General features: G+C 67.4%; 20 protein-coding genes and 1 tRNA gene. 9 read left to right on the forward strand and 12 right to left on the reverse strand.

The genetic code is table 11. The annotated features are described in order from the left end of the window. Nucleotides 1-16: 16 nt before the first annotated feature. Nucleotides 17-1,627: an amidase gene (locus tag ASC76_RS01305; RefSeq protein ID WP_056461247.1), complete on the reverse strand. Its 1,611-nt coding sequence runs from the start codon at nucleotides 1,625-1,627 to the stop codon at nucleotides 17-19. After that, nucleotides 1,624-2,559, reverse strand: coding sequence for a LysR family transcriptional regulator (locus ASC76_RS01310; RefSeq protein ID WP_056461250.1), 936 nt, complete (start codon nucleotides 2,557-2,559; stop codon nucleotides 1,624-1,626). The genes ASC76_RS01305 and ASC76_RS01310 overlap by 4 nt, the downstream gene beginning before the upstream one ends. Nucleotides 2,560-2,672: 113 nt before the next feature. Here ASC76_RS01310 and ASC76_RS01315 point away from each other — a divergent pair, with 113 nt between their 5' ends. The 4 genes from ASC76_RS01315 to ASC76_RS01330 all read left to right on the forward strand — a co-directional run bounded on the left by ASC76_RS01315 (nucleotide 2,673) and on the right by ASC76_RS01330 (nucleotide 7,835). Then, nucleotides 2,673-3,746 carry a phosphotransferase gene (locus ASC76_RS01315; protein ID WP_056461252.1) on the forward strand — a complete coding sequence of 358 codons (1,074 nt, stop codon included), beginning with the start codon at nucleotides 2,673-2,675 and terminating at the stop codon, nucleotides 3,744-3,746. Between the two features lie 78 nt (nucleotides 3,747-3,824). Further along, nucleotides 3,825-5,525, forward strand: a complete 1,701-nt coding sequence (locus ASC76_RS01320; RefSeq protein ID WP_056461255.1) for an AMP-binding protein — start codon at nucleotides 3,825-3,827, stop codon at nucleotides 5,523-5,525. Further along, nucleotides 5,522-7,105: a wax ester/triacylglycerol synthase family O-acyltransferase gene (locus ASC76_RS01325; protein ID WP_056461258.1), complete on the forward strand. Its 1,584-nt coding sequence runs from the start codon at nucleotides 5,522-5,524 to the stop codon at nucleotides 7,103-7,105. The genes ASC76_RS01320 and ASC76_RS01325 overlap by 4 nt, the downstream gene beginning before the upstream one ends. A 31-nt stretch (nucleotides 7,106-7,136) precedes the next feature. Continuing rightward, nucleotides 7,137-7,835: a helix-turn-helix transcriptional regulator gene (locus tag ASC76_RS01330; RefSeq protein WP_056461261.1), complete on the forward strand. Its 699-nt coding sequence runs from the start codon at nucleotides 7,137-7,139 to the stop codon at nucleotides 7,833-7,835. Here the strand turns inward: ASC76_RS01330 and ASC76_RS01335 are convergent. Next, entirely contained in the window at nucleotides 7,813-8,409 is a 597-nt protein-coding gene (locus ASC76_RS01335) for a DUF938 domain-containing protein (protein ID WP_056461264.1), read from the reverse strand. The two genes, ASC76_RS01330 and ASC76_RS01335, sit on opposite strands and share 23 nt — an antisense overlap. A 60-nt stretch (nucleotides 8,410-8,469) precedes the next feature. Here ASC76_RS01335 and ASC76_RS01340 point away from each other — a divergent pair, with 60 nt between their 5' ends. Continuing rightward, entirely contained in the window at nucleotides 8,470-9,072 is a 603-nt protein-coding gene (locus ASC76_RS01340) for a phosphate acetyltransferase (protein WP_056461268.1), read from the forward strand. Nucleotides 9,073-9,084: 12 nt separating this feature from the next. On the opposite strand, the gene ASC76_RS01345 is transcribed toward ASC76_RS01340, so the two are convergent. The 8 genes from ASC76_RS01345 to ispB form a co-directional block, all read right to left on the reverse strand. After that, nucleotides 9,085-9,309: a DNA gyrase inhibitor YacG gene (locus ASC76_RS01345; protein ID WP_056461271.1), complete on the reverse strand. Its 225-nt coding sequence runs from the start codon at nucleotides 9,307-9,309 to the stop codon at nucleotides 9,085-9,087. After that, nucleotides 9,306-10,061, reverse strand: a complete 756-nt coding sequence (gene zapD / locus ASC76_RS01350; RefSeq protein ID WP_056461274.1) for a cell division protein ZapD — start codon at nucleotides 10,059-10,061, stop codon at nucleotides 9,306-9,308. The genes ASC76_RS01345 and zapD overlap by 4 nt, the downstream gene beginning before the upstream one ends. 79 nt (nucleotides 10,062-10,140) lie before the next feature. Next, nucleotides 10,141-10,767: a dephospho-CoA kinase gene (gene coaE / locus ASC76_RS01355; protein WP_056461277.1), complete on the reverse strand. Its 627-nt coding sequence runs from the start codon at nucleotides 10,765-10,767 to the stop codon at nucleotides 10,141-10,143. Further along, nucleotides 10,749-11,603 (reverse strand): A24 family peptidase, encoded by an 855-nt coding sequence (locus tag ASC76_RS01360; protein WP_157615199.1) that lies wholly within the window; start codon nucleotides 11,601-11,603, stop codon nucleotides 10,749-10,751. The genes coaE and ASC76_RS01360 overlap by 19 nt, the downstream gene beginning before the upstream one ends. Before the next feature lie 2 nt (nucleotides 11,604-11,605). Beyond that, nucleotides 11,606-12,826, reverse strand: coding sequence for a type II secretion system F family protein (locus tag ASC76_RS01365; RefSeq protein ID WP_056461281.1), 1,221 nt, complete (start codon nucleotides 12,824-12,826; stop codon nucleotides 11,606-11,608). 52 nt (nucleotides 12,827-12,878) lie between these two features. Continuing rightward, the gene (gene pilB / locus ASC76_RS01370; protein ID WP_371262076.1) at nucleotides 12,879-14,612 is read right to left on the reverse strand and encodes a type IV-A pilus assembly ATPase PilB; all 1,734 of its coding nucleotides are present in this window, start codon (nucleotides 14,610-14,612) and stop codon (nucleotides 12,879-12,881) included. Between the two features lie 291 nt (nucleotides 14,613-14,903). Then, nucleotides 14,904-14,980 (reverse strand) — tRNA-Pro (locus ASC76_RS01375). Nucleotides 14,981-15,021: 41 nt separating this feature from the next. Beyond that, a complete protein-coding gene (ispB, locus tag ASC76_RS01380) occupies nucleotides 15,022-15,963 on the reverse strand; it encodes an octaprenyl diphosphate synthase (protein ID WP_056461285.1) in 942 nt (313 codons plus the stop codon). Between the two features lie 240 nt (nucleotides 15,964-16,203). On the opposite strand from ispB, the gene rplU reads away from it, so the two are divergent. From rplU to proB, 4 genes are all read left to right on the forward strand, one after another. Next, entirely contained in the window at nucleotides 16,204-16,515 is a 312-nt protein-coding gene (gene rplU, locus ASC76_RS01385; protein ID WP_056461288.1) for a 50S ribosomal protein L21, read from the forward strand. A 14-nt stretch (nucleotides 16,516-16,529) separates the two neighbouring features. Then, a complete protein-coding gene (gene rpmA / locus ASC76_RS01390) occupies nucleotides 16,530-16,787 on the forward strand; it encodes a 50S ribosomal protein L27 (RefSeq protein WP_056461291.1) in 258 nt (85 codons plus the stop codon). Between the two features lie 106 nt (nucleotides 16,788-16,893). After that, entirely contained in the window at nucleotides 16,894-17,967 is a 1,074-nt protein-coding gene (gene cgtA, locus ASC76_RS01395; RefSeq protein WP_056461295.1) for an Obg family GTPase CgtA, read from the forward strand. Next, on the forward strand, nucleotides 17,964-19,082 hold the full coding sequence (gene proB / locus ASC76_RS01400) for a glutamate 5-kinase (protein WP_056461298.1): 1,119 nt from the start codon (nucleotides 17,964-17,966) through the stop codon (nucleotides 19,080-19,082). The genes cgtA and proB overlap by 4 nt, the downstream gene beginning before the upstream one ends. Before the next feature lie 13 nt (nucleotides 19,083-19,095). Here proB and ASC76_RS01405 read toward each other — a convergent pair whose 3' ends face one another. Further along, the gene (locus tag ASC76_RS01405) at nucleotides 19,096-19,707 is read right to left on the reverse strand and encodes an RNA pyrophosphohydrolase (protein ID WP_056461301.1); all 612 of its coding nucleotides are present in this window, start codon (nucleotides 19,705-19,707) and stop codon (nucleotides 19,096-19,098) included. Nucleotides 19,708-19,800: the final 93 nt, after the last annotated feature.

The raw sequence follows: 19,800 nt of genomic DNA on the forward strand, positions 1-19,800 counted from the left end.
ATGCCCGACAGGGCCGTCAGACGGGCGTGTCGATGCTCGCCAGGTAGCGCGGCGGGCGCCGGGCCCGGGTCGCCTGCTCGAACGCGTAGGCCAGCGCCAGCAGGCGCGCCTCGCTCCACGCCCCGCTGAAGAAGGTCAGCCCGACCGGCAGGCCCTGCACGAAGCCGGCCGGCACGGTGACGGCGGGCGTGCCTGCCACCGCTGGCGCCGTGGTGCTGCCGCCGCCGACGACGTGGTCGCCGACGACGAGGTCGCTGCGCCACGCCGGCCCTCCGGTCGGCGCAACGAAGGCGTCGAGTCGGTGCTGCTTCATCACGGCGACGATGCCTTCGTCGCGTGCCACGCGAAGGCACTGGGCGCGTGCCTTCACGTAGGCCTCGTCGGTCAGCGGGCCCTTGGCTTCGGCCTTCGCGAACAGGTCCTGCCCGAACCATCGGAGCTCGCGCTCGGCGTGCCGCTCGTTGAAGGCGATCACATCGGCGAGCGACTTGACGGCGGCATTCGGGCCGAGGCCCGCGAGGTAGGCATTCAGGTCCGCCTTCAGCTCGTAAAGCAGGACGGTCAGCTCGGCATCGCCGATGCTCTCGATCGCGGGCAGTTCGACCGGGTCGACGAGCACCGCGCCGGCGCGCTCGAGTGCCGCCAGCACGCCGGCGAAGACGCGGTCGGTCGGCTCGTGGAAGCCGAAGAACTGGCGTGCGACGCCGAGCCGCGCGCCCTTGAGCGCGCCGGCGTCGAGCGCGGCGGCGTAGTCGACCGCCGGGCGTGCCCCCTCGCTCATCGCGGGATCCTGCGGATCGTGGCCGACCAGTGCACCCAGCAGCAGCGCGCAATCGCGCACGCTGCGCGCCATCGGGCCGGCGGTGTCCTGGCTGTGCGCGATCGGCACGATGCCGCGTCGGGAGATGAGGCCGACCGTCGGCTTCAGCCCAACGATGCCGCAGACCGACGACGGGCTCACGATCGAACCGTCGGTCTCGGTGCCGACCGCGGCGGCGCACAGGCTCGCCGCCACCGCCGCCCCGGAACCCGAGCTCGAGCCCGAGGCGCTGCGGTCCAGCGCGTAGGGGTTGCGGGTGAGCCCGCCGCGCGCGCTCCAGCCGCTGCTGCTCTGGCTGCTGCGGATGTTGGCCCACTCGCTGAGGTTGGTCTTGCCCAGGATCACCGCGCCGGCGGCGCGCAAGCGCTGCACCACGAACGCGTCGTCCGGCGGTCGGATGTCCGCGAGCGCGAGCGACCCGGCGGTGGTCTGCATGCGGTCGCGGGTGGCGACGTTGTCCTTGACCAGGATCGGGATGCCATGCAGCGGCCCGCGCGTGCGACCAGCGGCGCGCTCCGCGTCGAGCTGCTTCGCGGTCGCGAGCGCGTCGGGGTTCAGCTCGATCACGCTCGCCAGCGTCGGGCCGCGGCGGTCGATCCGCTCGATGCGCTCGGTGTACGCGGAGACCAACTGTTGCGCACTGACGCGTCCGGCCGCGAGGTCGGCCTGCAGGTCGGCAAGGCTGCGTTCTTCGAGCGCGATCGGGGTCATCGGGTCTCCGGCGGGCGCGGTCTGCGCGTTGGTGGTGGCGGGCAGCAGCGCGCCGGTGACGGTGGCGAGCAGCAAGTGGCGACGGTTCTCGTTCATGCGGATTCGGCGGGTTCGTGATCGGCCAGGCAATTGCGGATCTGCTCGCGCAGCCAGCGGTTGCCGGGTTCGGCGTCGGCATTGGCATGCCAGTACAGGTACAGATCGTTGGCTGGCGTGGCGAGCGGGAACGGCAGCAAGCGGTTGCCGAGCGCCGCGTTCGCGCTGCCGGCGTAACGCTCGGGCATGGTCAGCAGCAGGTCGGAGCTGGCGACGAGTTGGCAGGCCGTCCAGTGGTGCTGGCAGCGCACGGCCACACGGCGCTCGTGGCCGAGGCGCTGCAGCGCCAGGTCCTCGAGACCGGGCCCGCTGCGGCGCGAGCTGGTCATCACGTGCTCCACCTCCAGGTAGGTCGCGAGGTCCAGCGTGTCGCCGACGCGCGGATGCCCGGCGCGCACGGCCACCACCATGCGTCCGCCGGCCAGCAGCTGGTACGAGACGTGCTGGACGCGTGGCAACAGCACGTCGATCACCGCGTCGAGCTCGCCGGTCGCCAGCGCGCCGTGCAGCGCGTCGCGGTCGTGGTGGGCCGAGACGATCTGGACGTGCGGCGCCTGCGCGCGCAGGCGTTGCGCCAGTGCCGGCAGGGTGGCCGACTCGACGATGTGACGCATGCCGATGCGGAACGCGCGGGTCGACGTGGCCGGGTCGAACTGCTTCAGCCGATTCAGCGAGCCCTCGATCTCCTTCAGCGCGCGCCGCACCGGGCCGATCAGCGCGTGCGCGGCCGGCGTCGGCACCATCGCGTGACCCTCGCGCACGAACAGCGGGTCGTCGACCAGTTCACGCAGACGGGCCAGCGCGTGGCTGATCGCCGGCTGGGTCAGGTTCAGGCGCTCGCTCGCGCGCGTGATGCCGCCCTCGGTGTAGATCGCGTCAAGCACGACGAACAGGTTCAGATCGACTCGGCTGACGTTGACCACGAGCGGCACGCTGAAAGGGGCAAATGCGCCCGGTGCATGACGATAACGCGCAAAGTTCATTGGCGCCGCCTGCCGTGGCAGCATACGGTCGCAGACCGACACAGAGCGGGCCAGGAGACAGGATGATCGGACAGTTCACCGGAACCGGCGAGGTTCAGGAGCGCCACCGCTTCGACAAGGGCGCGCTCTACGCCTGGCTGCGTCGCCACGTGGAGGGCTATGGCGGCCCGCTGCAGGTGCGCCAGTTCAAGGGCGGGCAGTCGAACCCGACCTTCCTGCTCACCACGCCGTCGCGCAGCTACGTGCTGCGCCGCAAGCCGCCGGGCAAGCTGCTGCCTTCCGCGCACGCCGTGGACCGCGAGTTCCGCGTGATGCGCGCGCTCGCCGGCACCGATGTGCCGGTGCCCGAGACCTGCGCGCTGTGCGAGGACGATTCGGTCATCGGCACCGCGTTCTACGTGATGGCGAACGTGCCGGGACGCATCCTGTGGGACCCGGGCCTGCCGGGCATGGCGCCGGCTGAACGGGCCGCCATCTTCGACAGCATGAACGCCGCGATCGCGGCGCTGCACCGCGTCGACTACGCGTCGATCGGGCTGGCCGACTACGGCAAGCCCGGCAGTTTCTTCGCCCGGCAGATCGGCCGCTGGACTGCGCAGTACCGCGCGTCGGAGACCGAGCGGATCGAATCGATGGAGCGGTTGATCGAGTGGCTGCCGGCGCACATCCCGCCTTCCGAGGCGGCGTCGCTGGTGCACGGCGACTACCGCCTCGACAACCTGGTGTTCCACCCGACCGAGCCACGCGTCGTCGCGGTGCTCGACTGGGAGCTGTCGACCCTGGGCCATCCGATGGCCGATTTCGCGTACCACGCGATGGCGTGGATCATGCCGGCCGGCGAGATGCGCGGCCTGGTCGGGCTCGATCTGGCGGCGCTCGGCATTCCGAGCGCCGAGGTCTACCTGGCGCGCTACTGCGAGCGCACCGGCGCCACGCCGCCGTCCGCGATCGAGTGGTCGTTCTATATCGCCTACAACCTGTTCCGGGGTGCCGCGATCTCGCAGGGCATCCTGAAACGCGCGCTCGACGGCTCGGCCGCCAGCGCGCATGCGTTCGAGGCGGGCCGCAAGGGCCGCGCGGTGGCCGACATCGCGTGGCAGCGCGTGCTGGCCGACACCGGGCAAACACCGAACTGACGCGGCCCGCCGCCACGCGATAGTTCCCGCAAGACGAACCCCCGCGGCGCATCCGCGTCCCGGACCGAGGAGCCCACTTTGGCCGACCACCCCTGGATCAAGAACTACCCCGACGGCGTGCGCTGGGACGCGGAACTCCCGCTGATGCCGGTGCAGCAACTGCTCGACGACGCGGTGCGACGCTGGCCCGAGAACCCGGCGATCGAATTCATGGGCCGCACGCTCACCTACCGCGAGTTCGGCGCGCTGGCGGACCGCGCGGCCAAGGGCTTCCAGCAGATCGGCGTCGGGCCCGGCGTGCACGTCGGCCTGTACCTGCCGAACACGCCGCACTATCCGATCGCCTTCTTCGGCGTGCTGAAGGCCGGTGGCACCGTCGTCAACTACTCGCCGCTCGACGCCGAGCGGGTGCTCGCGCACAAGATCGAGGACAGCGAGACCGACGTGCTCGTGACGCTCGACCTGGCCGCGCTCTACCCGCAGATGGCGCGGCAACTGGGCACATCGCGCCTGAAGAAGCTGATCGTCGGCAACCTGGCCGACTACGCCGCGCAGCCGGCCGGCGTGCGCGCCCACCTGCAGGCGGCCGGGCAGCTGGCGCCGGTGGCGAGCGACGAGCGCCACCTGAGCTTCGACCAGCTGCTCGCCAACGACGGCGCGTACGAGGCGCATGCGCTCGGCGACCTGCGTCAGGCCATCGTCGTGCTGCAGTACACCGGCGGGACCACGGGGTTGCCGAAGGGCGCGATGCTGACCCACGCCAACCTCACTGCCGCCTGCGCCCAGTACCTCGCGACCTCGCAGGGCAACCCGCGCGTGCTGACCGAGGGCGTCGAGCGCGTGCTGGTGGTGTTGCCGCTGTTCCACATCTACGCGCTGACCGTCAACCTGCTGTACGGCGTTCGCCTGGGCGCACTGATGGTGCTGCACGCGCGCTTCGACGTCGACGCGGTCATCAAGGACCTCATCGACAAGAAGATCAGTCTGTTCGCCGGGGTGCCGACGATGTACATGGCGCTGGCCGCGCACCCGCGGGTGCAGGCCGGCGAGCTGAAGTCGCTGCAGTTCTGCGGCTCGGGCGGCGCGCCGCTGCCGGTCGAGGTGGCGAACCGCTTCGTCGAGCTGACCGGCTGCAAGCTCAACGAGGGCTGGGGCATGACCGAGACCTCGCCGACCGGCACCTTCACGCCGGTGCACGGCATGCGCAAGGCCGGCTCGTGCGGTATGCCGCTGCCGCGCATCGAACTCAAGTTCGAAAGCCTGAGCGACCCCGAGCAGGAGGCGCCGCGCGGCGAGCCCGGCGAGCTGTGCATCCGCGGCCCGAACGTGATGAAGGGCTACTGGAAGAACGAGGCGGCCACGGCCAAGTCGATGACGAAGGACGGCTTCTTCCGCAGCGGCGATGTGGCCTACATGGACGACGACGGCTTCGTGTTCATCGTCGACCGCACCAAGGACATGCTGCTGTGCGGCGGCTACAACGTCTACCCGAGGGTCATCGAGGAGGCGATCTACGAGCACCCGGCGGTCGAGGAGGTGTGCGTGATCGGCATTCCCGACGAGTACCGCGGCCAGTCGCCGAAGGCCTTCATCAAGCTCAAGAACGGCGCGGCTGCGTTCACGCTCGACGAACTCAAGGCCTTCCTGAAGGACCGCATCGGCAAGCACGAGATGGTGCAGGCGATGGAGCTGCGCGCCGAGTTGCCGAAGTCGCCGGTCGGCAAGCTGCTGAAGAAGGACCTGGTCGAAGAAGAAGCGAAGAAGAGGGCGCAAGCATGATCCACCTCAGCGGCATGGACGCCTCGTTCCTGCACCTCGAAACGCCCGAGATGCCGATGCACGTCGGCAGCCTGCAGATTGCCGACCTCCCCGAGGGCTACGCCGGCGACTACTACGAAGATGTGAAGCGCTGGATGGCCACGCGCATGCATCTCGCCTCGGTGTTCCAGCGCAAGCTCGCGCTGATGCCGTTCGATCTCGCGAACCCGGTCTGGGTCGACGACGAGGACGTCGACCTCGATTACCACGTGCGCCACGTGATCCTGCCGCGGCCCGGCACGATGGAGCAGCTCGAGAAGTACGTCGCGCGCCTGCATTCGAGCCTGCTCGACCGCAGCCGGCCGCTGTGGGAGATCTACGTGATCGAAGGCCTGAACACCGGCCAGGTCGCGATCTACAACAAGATGCACCACGCGGCGATCGACGGCCAGGCCGGCGTCGCGATCGCCAAGGCGCTGCTCAGCGGCTCGGCCACGCCGCCGCCGACCAAGCCGCCGCGCCAGCGTCCGCGCACCAACCGCTACCAGCTCGGCGTGGCCGAGCTGGCCGGTGCGGCGGTCAGCAACGCGGTCACGCAGTACATCAAGCTGTTCAAGTCGCTGCCGGCGATGGGGCGGGCGCTGCGGGCGGTCGTCTACCCCGTCTCCGAGGTCGACGGCAAGCGGCACCTGAGCCTGCCCGAGGGCTTCCAGCTCGGGCCGAAGACGCCGCTGAACGTCGCGATCACCAACCAGCGTTCGTTCGCGGCGCGTTCGATCTCGCTGGCCGAGGTCAAGGCGATGGCCAAGCGCAGCGGTGCGAGCCTGAACGACATCGTGATGGCGACCTGCGCCGGCGCGCTCAAGCGCTACCTCGCGGACTACGACGTGACGCCCGACAAGCCGCTGATCGCCGGCGTGCCGGTCTCGTTGCGCGAAGCCGGCAACACCGACCCGAACAACCAGGTGTCGATGATGCTGGTGAGCCTGGCCACGCACCTCGCCGATCCGATCGAGCGACTGATGGCGATCAACGCGTCGGCCAACCTGGGCAAGAAGTTGCAAGGCAGCGTGAAGGGCGCGATGCCGACCGACTTCCCGTCGCTCGGCGTGCCGTGGATCATGACCGGGCTGGTCTCGCTGTATGGCCGCTCGCGGCTCGCGAACCGGCTGCCGCCGGTGGCGAACGTCGCGATCTCGAACGTGCCGGGGCCGCAGTTTCCGTTGTACTTCGCCGGCGCGAAGCTCGCGAACTTCTTCCCGGTCTCGATCCCCGGCCACGGCATCGCGCTGAACATCACGGTGCAGAGCTACAACGGGCTGCTCGAGGTCGGGCTGACGGCATGCCGGCGTGCGCTGCCGGACGTGGCCGACCTGGCGGACTACATCGTCGAGGAGCACAAGAAGCTCCGCGCGGCCATCGAGGCGCTCGACGTGGCGGCCGAGGCGACGCCGCGGGCGGCGGACCCCGAGCCGGCACCGACGGCGAAGAAGCGACCGACGGCGAAAAAGCCGGCGATGACGCGACGCCGTGCCGTGGTGCCGCCAATCGGCGTCGCCCGCAAGCGCAGCGCCAAGAGCGCTTCCGCTGCGGCGCGCTGACCTCACACCGTACTCACCACCGAGGGCTCGCATGGTCACCGCAAAGCGCACACCCGCGAAGAAGACCCCGTCGACCCGCTCGAAGCTTCCGGCGGCGAAGCGCCCGGTGAGCGACGCGGTGATCGTCGCGCCGCCGGATCAAAAGAGCCTGATGACGCTGGCCCGCGACCTGCGTTCGTGGACCGACTTCGTGCTCGGCATCGCCAACACGGCTGCCGACCTGTCGTTCCGGGTCGCCAGTTCGCGGCTGACCAAGCCCTCGCACAAGGCCGCGGTGGAAAAGGCCGGCGGGCTGTTCCGCGACCTGCGCGAGAGCGCCGGGCTGACGCTGGGCGACCTCGGCCAGGCGATCAACCTGAAGGACACCTCGCTGCTGGAGCAGGTGGAGGGCGGCAAGGTCGGGCTGCCGTTCGAGATCATCCTGCGGCTGGCCGGCGTGCTCGGTCGCAACGACCCGATCCCGGTCGCGATGAAGCTGACCCGCACCTACAACCCCAAGCTGTGGGCCACGCTCGAGAGCCTCGGAATCGGCAAGCTGGCCGTGCAGGCCGGGCGCGAGCGCGAGTTCGCCAACCTTTACCGCGCCAGCGACGCGGCGCGGCAGTTGAACGACGAGGAGTTCGCCGCCGCGTTGAAGTTCGTGCGCGCGTCGTTCGAGGCAGCGCTGGTGTTTCGCGGCGAGACGGTGAAGGCCGGCAAGACCAGGGTCAGCCCGCCCGACGCCACGTGACACAGCGGTTGTTGGCCGGCATCGCACGATCGTCGATCAGCGCGAAGCCGGCGGCTCGCGCGAGCGCGTCGACGGCCTCGATGTCGCGGATGCCGCGCTTCGGATCCGCCTGGCGCAGCACGGCGTCGAACGCCGCATTGCTGGCGCTCGTGAAGGCGCCCGCGATGTTGAAGGGTCCGTAGACCGTCAGCAGGGCGTTCGCGTCCAGCATCGCCGGCAGCAGGGCGAACAGATCCTGGACCTCGGTCCAGCCCATGATGTGCAGCGTGTTGGCGCTGAAGGCCGCGTCGTAGCGGCCCGCGGGCGGCACCTCGTTGACGTCGAACGTGAGCGGGGGCGGGGTGTTCGGCAACGCCGCCTCGTCGAGCCATTGGCGGATACCCGGCAGGTGGGCCGGCACGTCGGAGGTCTGCCAGGTCAGCTGCGGCAGCGCGCGGGCGAAGTGGACGGCGTGCTGTCCGGTGCCGCTGCCGATCTCGAGCACCCGCGTGCGATCGGCGAAGTGCGTGCGCAGCACCGCGAGGATCGCGTCCTGATTGCGCTCGCAGGCGGGCGAGAAGGGTTTGTGCTGCATCGTCCGATTGTCGTCCTGCGGGTGACAGCGCGGTGGCGCGGGTCTCGCTACAGTCGGGGGATGGCTTCCCGACCCTTGATTGCGCTCGACTGCGATGGCGTGCTGCTCGACTTCCAGCTCGGCTACGCCTCGGCCTGGGAGCGCGCGTTCGGCATGCGACCGACGGACCGCGACCCACACGCCTACTGGCCGATCGACCGCTGGGCGGTCGACCGCCTGACGCCCGAACGCAGGCCGATTTTCCGGGCGGCATTCGACGAGCATTTCTGGACCACGATGCCGCCGATCGACGGCGCGCTCGACGCCTGCCATCGACTGCATGACGCCGGCTTCGAGCTGATTTGCGTCTCGGCGCTCGACCTGGAATTCGAGGCCGCCCGGCTTCGCAATCTGCGCAATCTCGGCTTTCCGATCGAGCGGGTGATCGCGACCGGCAACCACGAGGGCGAACGCAGCCCGAAGGCCGATGCGATCGAGATGCTGAACCCGCTCGCGTTCGTCGACGACTACATCCTCTACATGCGCGGCCTGCCCGCGCATGTGCACACCGCGCTGGTGCTGCGCGCGCCGAACGGCAGCCCGAACGTGGGACCGGACCTCAAGTGGGCGAAGTCGACGCACAAGGATCTGGCCGGGTTCGCCGACCACTGGCTGAGCCGCTGAGCCGCAGGCGGGCTAATGCGGCAACGGGTCGGGTCGGCCAGTGCCGGGCTCGGGCGCGTCGGCGTCCGGCTCCGGATCAGCCGGCACGGCAAAGGCTTCGCTCGCCCATGCACCGAAATCGTTGTTCTTGCAGCGTGCGCTGCAGAACGGGCGATACGGGTTGTCGGCGGCGTACACGCTCGGCCCGCCACACCCCGGGCAGCGGATCGTCCGCGCTCCGACGGTCCCCGCGCTCATGAACAGAGCGTCAACTCGAAGTTGGCGTCTTCCAGGCTGGGTTTGAGGCGGCCCTCGGCGTCCTGCCGCATCAGGCGCACCGAGACCATCAGGCGGTGGCCGCTGATCTCGGGAACGATGTCTTCGGGCACGTCGAGGCGCACCCGCATCAACTGGTAGACACGGCCCTGCGGCAGGCTCTGCTGGTACTGGCCGGCTGGCGCGGCGACCTTGTGCGGCGTGCCGGAATCGCGCAGCAGCCCGAGCAGCACCTGCAGCGCCTCGGCCAGCGGCATCAGCGAGGCGACCCACTGCATCAGGTCGGCGCGGCGACGCTGCGGCTCGAGCTTCTGCCAGGCGTAATACGCCGGCAGGTCGAACTCGCAGGTGCCGCCCGGGATGCTGATGCGACTGCGGATGCTCATCAGCCACTCGTTGCTGTTCAGCGCCGCGCCGGCCTTGCCCTGGACCTCGTTGAGGCCATTGAACGCGTGGTCGATCTTGGCAACCACGTCATCGAGCGCGGCCTCGGAAATCGACGGATTGCCGCGGTAGCTGTTGAACTGCTGCTTGTGCTTGTCGAGTTCCTTCAGCAGGTCGGATTTCAGGTCGGCGCGGGACGACACGTCCAGGATCTCGAACAGCGTCGCGAGCGCGTAGTGGTGATCGACCGGAGCCTCGCGCGCGATCAACTGGCCGAGCCGGTCGAACAGGTGCTCGAGGCGCAGCATCGTGCGGATGCCTTCGTTGAACGGGTATTCGTAAAGGATCACTGTGGGGGTCCTGAACAGGCGAAGCGGGACCTGTCGAGGCGCGATTGTTCCACAGTGACGCGTGGGCGCCACACGAGACTCACTGCGATGGTCGGGTCCAGCACGCCCACAGTGCGCTCACCTGGCGCTCGAGTTCTTCCAGCGTGATGCCGTCGTTGAACACCACCGCATCTGCACAGGCACGCCGGCGCGCGCGCGGAGCCTGCTGGTCGACGACTGCCTGCGCTGCCGCAGGCGTCCAGCCCGAGCGCGCGACCACGCGTTCGACCTGCGTGCGTTCGGCACAGTCGACCACGAGCACCTTGTCGACGCGGGCCCGCCAGCGGCCCGACTCGACCAACAGCGGCACGTCGAAGACGATGGCTGTCGCGGCCGCCGTCGCGGCCTGGCGTTCGGTCTCCAGCCCGATCATCGGGTGCAGGATGGCCTCGAGCGCGCGCTTCTTCAGCGGATCCGCGAAAACGATCTCGCGCATGCGGTGGCGGTCGAGCGCGCCGTTGGCGTCGATGAGGTCCGCGCCGAACGCCGCAGCGATGGCCGTGATGGCCGCGCCACCGGGCAGGGTGAGCTGGCGGGCGATCAGGTCGGTGTCGACGACGACCGCGCCGTGTGCCGCCAGCCGCCGCGCCACCGTGCTCTTGCCGCTGCCGATCCCGCCCGTCAGGCCGATCTGCAGCCGGCCCGGCGTCAGACCGGCGGCATCCACAGGCGGGAAAGCTGCTCGCCGAAGAACAGCGCCGCCACGCCTCCGCCGGCGAGGTAGGGGCCGAACGGGATCGGCACGTCGCGGTCGTGGCGTCGGAAGACGATCAGCGCGATGCCGACGATCGCGCCGACCGCGGACGACAGCAGGATGATCGAAGGGATCGCCTGCCAGCCCATCCACGCGCCGAGTGCGGCGAGCAGCTTGAAGTCACCGGCGCCCATGCCTTCCTTGCCCCGGATCAGGCGGTAGGCGTGGAATACGAACCACAACGACAGGTAGCCGATCACCGCGCCCGCAACCGAGGCGCTCAGCGTGACGGGAATCCAGCCGAGCGCTGCCGAAACGATGCCGACCCACATCAGCGGCAGCGTCAGGTCATCGGGCAGGAAGCTGGTGTCCAGATCGATGAAGGCGAGCGCGACCAATGTGGCGGCAAACCCGCACCACAGCAGCACGGTGGGTTGCGCGCCGAAGTGCACGCCGCAGGCGGCGAACAGCAAACCCGTCAGGATCTCGATCGCCGGGTAGCGCATCGAGATCGGTGCCTTGCAGGCGGAACACTTGCCGCGCAACGAGAGGTAGCTGACGACCGGGATGTTCTCGTACCAGCGGATCTGGTGCCCGCACGACGGGCAGCGGGAGCGCGGTGTCGAGAGCGTGATCTCGGGCGTGGGCTCGATCGTCACCCCGAGCAGTTCGGCGCTCTCCATGCGCCAGCCGCGCTCCATCATCAACGGCATGCGGTGGATCACGACATTCAGGAAGCTGCCGATCAACAGGCCGAGCACGGCCAGCGTGAGCGGCGACAGCAGCGCGCCGACGAGTTGCGGGTCCAAGATCAGACGACTTGGCCGAGTTTGAAAATTGGCAGGTACATCGAGACGACGATGCCGCCGACCAGCACGCCGAGAATCACGATGATGAACGGCTCCATCAGGCTGGACAGGCCTTTGACGGCCTCGTCGATCTCGTCTTCGTAGAACTCCGCGGCCTTGCCGAGCATCTGGTCCAGCGAGCCCGACTCCTCGCCGATCGCGCACATCTGCAGCACCATCGTCGGAAACACGCCAGTCGTCTGCATGGAGGTGGTCAACGCCGAGCCTGTGGACACATCCTTCTGGATCTGTTCGGTGGCTTCGGCGTAGACCGCGTTGCCGGAGGCACCGCCGACCGAGTCGAGCGCTTCGACCAGCGGAACGCCGGCGGCGAACATCGTCGACAGCGTGCGCGTCCAGCGCGCGACAGCCGACTTGCGCACCAGGTCACCGAACACGGGAACGCGCAGCAGCAGCCGGTCCATGAACTTCTGCATCTTGATCGAGCGCTTCCATGATTGCAGGAAGAAGTAAGTGCCGCCGCCGAGGAAGCCAAAGATCAGCCACCAGTACTTGACGAAGAATTCGGACATCGCGATCACGACCAGCGTCGGCGCTGGCAGGTCGGCGCCGAACGATGAGAACACTTCCTTGAACGCGGGGATCACGAAGATCATGATGACCGCGAGCACGACGAAGGCCACGACGATCACCGCGATCGGGTAGATCAAGGCCGACTTGATCTTGTTCTTGATCGCCATGGTCTTTTCCTGGTAGATCGCCAGGCGATCCAGCAGTTGCTCCAGGATACCGCCGGCCTCGCCGGCCTCGACCAGGTTGCAGTAGAGCGCGTCGAAATAGAGCGGGTGCTTGCGAAACGCTGACGACAGACTGGTGCCGGTCTCGACGTCGCTGCGGATGTCGGTCAGCAGGCGGGTCATGCGCGGGTTGGTGCTGCCGCGTGCGACGATGTCGAAGGCCTGGATCAGCGGCACGCCGGCGCGCATCATCGTGGTCAGCTGGCGCGTGAAGATCGCGATGTCCTTTTGCTTGATCGCCTTGCCGCCGTTCAGGCGGCGCTTCTTCACCTTGTTGACGAGGATGCCCTGGCGGCGCAGGCTGGCGCCGACCACGGCCTCGCCGCCCGCGCGCATCTCGCCGCGAACGACTTTGCCGTTCTTGTCCCGGCCTTCCCATTCGAAGACCAGTTCCTTGATGTTTTTCGCGGCCGCTGCAGTCGCCATATGAACTTCGAGGAGTGTCCTCCCCGTCCCTTCGATGTGTTGGTATGGAGGCCTACTCGTTCGTCACCGAGATCACTTCCTCGAGTGTCGTGACGCCTGCTCGCACCTTGACCAGACCCGACTGGCGCAGGTCCCGTACGCTCTCGCGCTGGGCCTGCGTCGCGATGTCCATCGAAGTGCCTTCGTTCAGGATGATCTTCTGAATCTCGTCGGTGATCGGCATCACCTGGTAGATGCCGACCCGGCCCTTGTAGCCATTGGTGCATGCCGAGCAGCCGACGGCGCGGAACGGCTTCCACGTGCCGTCGAGGTCATGGTCGGCGAAGCCGGCCTTGAGCATCGCCTCGCGCGGGTAGTCGGCGGGTGTCTTGCAGGTCTCGCACAGCTTGCGCGCCAGCCGCTGCGCGGTGATCAACAGCACGCTGGAGGCGATATTGAACGGCGCGACGCCCATGTTCAGCAGGCGGGTCAGCGTGGTCGGCGCGTCGTTCGTGTGCAGCGTCGACATCACCATGTGGCCGGTCTGGGCGGCCTTGATCGCGATGTCGGCCGTTTCGAGGTCGCGGATCTCGCCAACCATGATGATGTCCGGATCCTGGCGCAGGAACGACTTCAGCGCGGCCGAGAAAGTCAGCCCCGCCTTGTCGTTGACGTTGACCTGGTTCACGCCGGGCAGATTGATTTCCGCCGGGTCCTCAACGGTCGAGATGTTGACGCCCGGCTGATTCAGGATATTGAGGCACGTGTACAACGACACGGTCTTGCCGCTGCCCGTCGGGCCGGTCACCAGCACCATGCCGTACGGGCGCTGGATGATCTTGAGCAGCCGGTCCTTCTCGATCTTCTCGTAGCCGAGCGCCTCGATGCCGACCTTGGCGCTGCTCGGATCGAGGATCCGGATCACGATCTTCTCGCCGAACAGCGTCGGCAACGTGCTGACGCGGAAGTCGATCGCCTTGGCGCCGAACTTCAGCTTCATCCGACCATCCTGAGGGACTCGCTTCTCGGCGATGTCGAGCCTCGAGATGACCTTGATTCGCGACGACAGCTTGTCCTTGATCGCGATGGGCGGCTGCGTGATCTCGCGCAGCTCGCCGTCGATCCGGAAGCGCACGCGATAGTGGTATTCGTACGGTTCAAAGTGCAGGTCCGAGGCGCGCATGTTGATCGCGTCGATCAGCATCTTTTGCAGGAAGCGCACCACCGGGGCGTCTTCGACGTCCGAGGAGGCCTCGTTCGATTCCTGCGGCGTGGTGACGTCGTCGGTGACATCGAATTCGAAATCCCCCGAGGACAGCGATTCGAGCGTCTCGTTGGCACTGGCGCTGCTCAAGTCGAGCATCTTCGCGAGCTTGTCGTGCTCGACGATGACCCACTCGGGTGAGAGCTGGGTGGCGAACTTGATCCGTTCGACGGCTTCCTGGTCGGTCGGGTCGGCGCCACCGATGAACAACCGGCTGCCACGCTTGCCGAGCACGACCACTTGGTACTGGGCAGCGAGCTTGCCGTCGATCACGTTGCGCGGCAGCCGCTGCGGGTCGATCGCGGACAGGTCGAGCAGCGGCAGCGCCAAGGCGGCAGACAGGGTATGCGCCAGGTCGGCCGGCGAGACCGCGCCCGCCGCGATCACCGACGCCACGAAACTGTTGCGCTTGTCCTTCGAGCTCTTGACCAGGTCCTCGGCGACCTTTGCATTCAGCTTTCCGGCATGCACGAGCACCCGTGCCACGCCGGACAGCGCGGATTGCGGAGCTTCTGCCAAGGTGTCCACGGTTCGCTGGTTCACTCCAAGATTCTCAAACGAACGATCTTCCCCGATCGATCAACGACTGTAAACGCGCTGTCGGCGAGCCAAAGCCAACAATTTGGCGCACTTATCCCGCCAATTGAAACAGTTTGAAGCCGCAAAAGGCGGCCGACAGCTGCGCCATGTCCGCGGAAAGACGCCCGACAAATCAACAGATTAGCACGCGTAGTGCAACTGGAACATTCAAAAATGCCCAATCGGGACGGCCACACCCGAACCTATGACGCGCGCGCGACGGCGAGACAACGAAAAAGCTTCTGAGGGGAAAATTGGTCGGGGTGAGAGGATTCGAACCTCCGGCCTCTACGTCCCGAACGTAGCGCTCTACCAGGCTAAGCTACACCCCGATTCACTGGCTGTGCTTGTCGCGAAGCCAACGCCGAACGACTCAGGACGAGCGTTCGACGGATCGAAAACACAATTCTAGCAGAGCTTCGCGGTACGTCGAAGGCGGCAGCACCTGCAGCGCCTGCGCGGCCTTGTCGGCTTCGGCACGGGCCGCCTCGCGCGTCGCCGCCAGCGCCCCCGTGTTGCGCACGATCTCGACGATGTCGGGCAGCCGGGCGACCTCGCCATGTTCGATCGCGTGGCGGATCAGGTTGCGCTCGTCGGCGCTGCCCCGCTCCATGGCGAGCAGCAGGGGCAAGGTGGGCTTGCCTTCACGCAGATCATCGCCGACGTTCTTGCCGAGTTGCTCCGTGGCGCCCTCGTAGTCAAGCAGGTCGTCGACCAGCTGGAACGCGGTGCCCAGCGAGCGCCCGTAAGCGGCGCAGGACTCCTCCACTTCGCCATCCGCATCGGCCAACACCGCACCGATGCGCGCGCTGGCCTCGAACAGCTTGGCGGTCTTGTAGCGAATGACCCGGAGGTAGTCGTCGACCGACAGGTCGGGATCATGCATGTTCATCAACTGCAGCACTTCGCCTTCGGCGATGACGTTCGTCGCGTCGGCCAATACCTCGAGCACGCGCATCTTGTTCACGGACACCATCATCTGGAAGGCCCGCGAATAGACGAAATCGCCGACCAGCACACTCGCCGCGTTGCCGAACAAGGCATTCGCCGTCTGGCGGCCGCGGCGCAGCGCCGATTCGTCGACCACGTCGTCGTGCAGCAGCGTGGCGGTGTGGATGAACTCCACGGTGGCAGCCAGTTCGAACCGCTCGCGCCCGCCGAAGCCCAGCGCGTTCGCAAACAGAAGCACCAGAAGCGGTCGTATCCGCTTGCCGCCGGCGCTGATGATGTAGTGCGCGATCTGGTTGATCATCACCACGTCCGAAGCCAGGCGTTCGCGGATGACGCCGTCCACCTCGCGCATGTCGGCGGCCATCAAGGCGGCGGCGGAAACGGCGGGAGCGTCGACTGGCGCGGGTGTGGAGGTGGGCGTTGAAGGCACGAGGGGCTCGACGGATAACGTTCGATTATAGAAAGTGTGTCACGCGCCACGGGGCGATGGCCACGAAAAGTAGCCGCGTGCTAGAATCACAGGCTCTGCGCGTTTTGCAGGGGCTGCTGCATTCGGTAAGCCATTCGGCCACCGGGCTCGGCGGCATACACAGAAAGGGCTGATATGTACGCGGTCATAAAAACCGGTGGCAAGCAATACAAGGTTGCAGCCGGCGAAAAGATCAAAATAGAACAGATTGCTGCGGATGTTGGCCAAGAGATCACGATCGACCAGGTGTTGGCCATTGGTGCCGGCGCCGATCTGACGGTCGGGACTCCCTTGGTAACGGGCGCAAGCGTGGTGGCCACCGTCGTGGCTCATGGCCGGCATGACAAGGTGCGCATCTTCAAGATGCGCCGTCGCAAGCACTACCAGAAGCGGCAAGGTCATCGCCAGAACTACACCGAGATCCAAATCGGTGCGGTGAACGCTTAACAAGGAGCTGATTCATGGCACAGAAAAAGGGCGGCGGTTCCACACGGAACGGCCGCGACTCCCAACCCAAGATGCTCGGCGTGAAGGTGTTCGGCGGCCAGCAGGTTCCGGCCGGCTCGATCATCGTGCGCCAGCGCGGCACCAAGTTCCATGCCGGCAGCAATGTCGGTATCGGCAAGGACCACACGCTGTTCGCGCTGGTCGACGGCGAAGTGAGCTACGCCGTCAAGGGCCCGCGCAACCGCCAGACGGTCTTCGTCAAGGCACTCTGAGCTGCCACCGCGCAAGCGGTGCGGCCACGCGACGAAGCCCCGGCACCCCCGGGGCTTCGTTCTTTCGACCGTGCCGTAACATGCGCGCTGACCCGGACATGCACCCATGAAATTCGTTGACGAAGCCACCATCGACGTCGTTGCCGGCGACGGCGGCAACGGTTGCATGAGCTTTCGGCGCGAGAAGTTCCTGCCCTTCGGCGGCCCGAACGGCGGTGACGGCGGGCGCGGCGGCAGCGTCTACGCCGTCGGCGATCGCAACCTGAACACGCTGATCGATTTTCGCTACGCCCGGCGCCACGAGGCCCGTCGCGGCGAGAACGGCCGCGGCTCCGACCAGTACGGCGCCGCCGCCGAAGACATCGTGCTGCGCATGCCGATGGGCACCGTGATCACCGACGCCGAGACCGATCAGGTCATCGCCGAACTGCTGGTGCCGGACGAGAAGGTGCTGATCGTCAAGGGCGGCGACGGCGGCTTCGGCAATCTGCACTTCAAGACCAGCACCAACCGTGCGCCGCGTCAGAAGACGCCCGGCTGGCCCGGCGAGCAAAAGAAGCTCAAGCTCGAACTCAAGGTGCTCGCCGATGTCGGCCTGTTGGGCATGCCCAACGCGGGCAAGTCGTCGCTGATCACTGCGATCTCGAATGCTCGGCCGAAGATCGCCGACTATCCGTTCACGACGCTGCACCCCAACCTCGGCGTCGTGCGCGTCGCGCCGGAGCAGAGCTTCGTGGTCGCGGACATCCCCGGTTTGATCGAAGGCGCCTCCGAAGGCGCCGGGCTCGGTCACCTGTTCCTGCGCCACCTGCAGCGCACGCACCTGCTGCTGCACCTGGTCGACTTCGCACCTTTCGACGACGCGGTCGACCCGGTCGCGCAGGCCAAGGCGATCGTCGCCGAGCTGAAGAAGTACGACCAGGCGCTCTTCGAGAAGCCCCGCTGGCTGGTGCTGAACAAGCTCGACATGGTGCCGCTCGAGGAACGCGAGAAGCGCGTGAAGGACTTCGTCAAGCGCTTCAAGTGGAAGGGCCCGGTGTTCCAGATCTCGGCGCTGACGCGCGAAGGCTGCGACACCCTGATCCGTGCGATCTACGACCACGTGGCGACGTTGAAGAACGTCGTGCCGGACGATCCGGACCCGCGCTTCGACGAGGCGCCCACCGGTTCGGCGTCATGACCTCGGCGCTGCGCAACGCGCGCCGCATCGTCGTCAAGGTCGGCTCGAGCCTGGTGACGAACGAGGGCCGCGGTGTCGATGCCGAAGCCGTCGGCAACTGGTGCCGGCAGATGGCGGTGTTGGCCGGCCAGGGGCGCGAGGTCGTGATGGTGTCGAGCGGCGCGATCGCCGAGGGCATGAAGCGCCTGGGCTGGTCGGTGCGGCCCAAGGAAGTGCACGAACTGCAGGCTGCGGCCGCCGTCGGCCAGATGGGCCTGGCGCAAATCTACGAATCGAAGCTGCGCGAGTACGGCATGGGCAGTGCCCAGGTGCTGCTGACCCACGCCGACCTGGCCGACCGCGAACGCTACCTGAACGCGCGCTCGACGCTGCTGACGCTGCTGACCCACCGCGTCATCCCGGTCATCAACGAGAACGACACCGTCGTGGTCGACGAGATCAAGTTCGGCGACAACGACACGCTCGGGGCGCTGGTCGCCAACCTTGTCGACGCCGATGCATTGGTGATCCTGACCGATCAGCGCGGCCTCTATTCAGCCGATCCGCGCAAGGATCCGAATGCGCGCTTCATCGACGAAGCGCGCGCCGGGACGCCGGAACTCGAGCGCATGGCGGGTGGCTCGGGTTCCAGCATCGGCCGGGGCGGCATGCTCACCAAGATCCTCGCGGCCAAGCGGGCTGCCAGCAGCGGTGCCAGTACCGTGATCGCGTACGGCCGCGAGAGCGACGTGCTGGTGCGGCTGGTCGATGGCGAGGCCATCGGCACCGCGCTGATCGCGCCGACGCAAAAGCTCGCTGCGCGCAAGCAATGGATGGTCGACCACCTGCAGCTGCGGGGCGCGGTGCTCGTCGATGCGGGTGCCGCGCACAAGGTACGCGATGAGGGCAAGAGCCTGCTGCCGATCGGCGTGACGGAAGTGCAGGGCGAATTTCACCGCGGGGACGTGATCGCGGTGCGCGGCCCGGACGGTGTCGAACTCGCGCGTGGGCTCGCCAACTACGGCAGCAGCGAAGCGCGACTGATCGCGCGCCGGCCGTCGAGCGAATTCGAGAAGCTGCTCGGCTACACCGCCGAGCCCGAACTCATCCACCGCGACAACCTGGTCCTCGCGTAGCGGACCCGGCGGATCACTCGGGCAGCTTGCTGACCGTCGATGGCGTGGCGATCGGCTCGTTCGACGTTGGCGCCTGCACCAGCTGCGGCATCGGCGACTCGTCGCGATGGTGTGGCCGCATGCCCGAACGCAGATAGCGGTTGTGGTGCGTGCCACGCGGCAGGAAGCGCGCGAGTTCGGTCAGCGCCATCTGGTAGACATCGCGCTTGAACTCGATCACCAGATCGAGCGGCACCCAGTACTCGTTCCAGCGCCACGCGTCGAACTCCGGGTGGTCGGTGGCGCGCAGGTTCATGTCGCTGTCACGACCCACCAGCTGGAGCAGGAACCAGATCTGCTTCTGCCCGCGGTAGTGGCCCCGGGCGTCGCGGCGGATGAAGTGATCCGGCACCTCGTAGCGCAGCCAGTCGCGCGTGCGCGCGACGATGCGCACATGCTCGGGAACGAGGCCCACTTCTTCGTGGAGCTCGCGGTACATCGCCTGCTCGGGCGTCTCGCCGTACTTGATGCCCCCTTGCGGGAACTGCCAGGAATGGGTTCGGATGCGCTTGCCCCAGAACACCTGGTTTCTTTGGTTCAGCAGGACGATGCCGACGTTGGGTCTGAACCCTTCACGGTCGAGCATAATCAACCCCAATTCATTCGTTGAATTCATTATTACACCGGCGTGACGGGATTCAACCCCTGCGGTTTCCCGCAGCAGCCGCGCCTCGCTGCG

Origin of the sequence: Rhizobacter sp. Root404 (genome assembly GCF_001425865.1) — a bacterium.
Taxonomy (GTDB): domain Bacteria; phylum Pseudomonadota; class Gammaproteobacteria; order Burkholderiales; family Burkholderiaceae_C; genus LMDS01.

Excerpts from the sequence above, each read along its gene's own strand:
- rpmA (WP_056461291.1), top strand. The coding sequence starts at position 16,530 with ATGGCACAGAAAAAGGGCGGCGGTTCCACACGGAACGGCCGCGACTCC.
- ASC76_RS01335 (WP_056461264.1), bottom strand. The coding sequence starts at position 8,409 with ATGCAGCACAAACCCTTCTCGCCCGCCTGCGAGCGCAATCAGGACGCG.
- ASC76_RS01325 (WP_056461258.1), top strand. The coding sequence starts at position 5,522 with ATGATCCACCTCAGCGGCATGGACGCCTCGTTCCTGCACCTCGAAACG.
- ASC76_RS01345 (WP_056461271.1), bottom strand. The coding sequence starts at position 9,309 with ATGAGCGCGGGGACCGTCGGAGCGCGGACGATCCGCTGCCCGGGGTGT.
- cgtA (WP_056461295.1), top strand. The coding sequence starts at position 16,894 with ATGAAATTCGTTGACGAAGCCACCATCGACGTCGTTGCCGGCGACGGC.
- proB (WP_056461298.1), top strand. The coding sequence starts at position 17,964 with ATGACCTCGGCGCTGCGCAACGCGCGCCGCATCGTCGTCAAGGTCGGC.
- ASC76_RS01315 (WP_056461252.1), top strand. The coding sequence starts at position 2,673 with ATGATCGGACAGTTCACCGGAACCGGCGAGGTTCAGGAGCGCCACCGC.
- ASC76_RS01305 (WP_056461247.1), bottom strand. The coding sequence starts at position 1,627 with ATGAACGAGAACCGTCGCCACTTGCTGCTCGCCACCGTCACCGGCGCG.
- ispB (WP_056461285.1), bottom strand. The coding sequence starts at position 15,963 with ATGGCCGCCGACATGCGCGAGGTGGACGGCGTCATCCGCGAACGCCTG.
- ASC76_RS01365 (WP_056461281.1), bottom strand. The coding sequence starts at position 12,826 with ATGGCGACTGCAGCGGCCGCGAAAAACATCAAGGAACTGGTCTTCGAA.
- ASC76_RS01405 (WP_056461301.1), bottom strand. The coding sequence starts at position 19,707 with ATGCTCGACCGTGAAGGGTTCAGACCCAACGTCGGCATCGTCCTGCTG.
- ASC76_RS01340 (WP_056461268.1), top strand. The coding sequence starts at position 8,470 with ATGGCTTCCCGACCCTTGATTGCGCTCGACTGCGATGGCGTGCTGCTC.
- rplU (WP_056461288.1), top strand. The coding sequence starts at position 16,204 with ATGTACGCGGTCATAAAAACCGGTGGCAAGCAATACAAGGTTGCAGCC.
- ASC76_RS01330 (WP_056461261.1), top strand. The coding sequence starts at position 7,137 with ATGGTCACCGCAAAGCGCACACCCGCGAAGAAGACCCCGTCGACCCGC.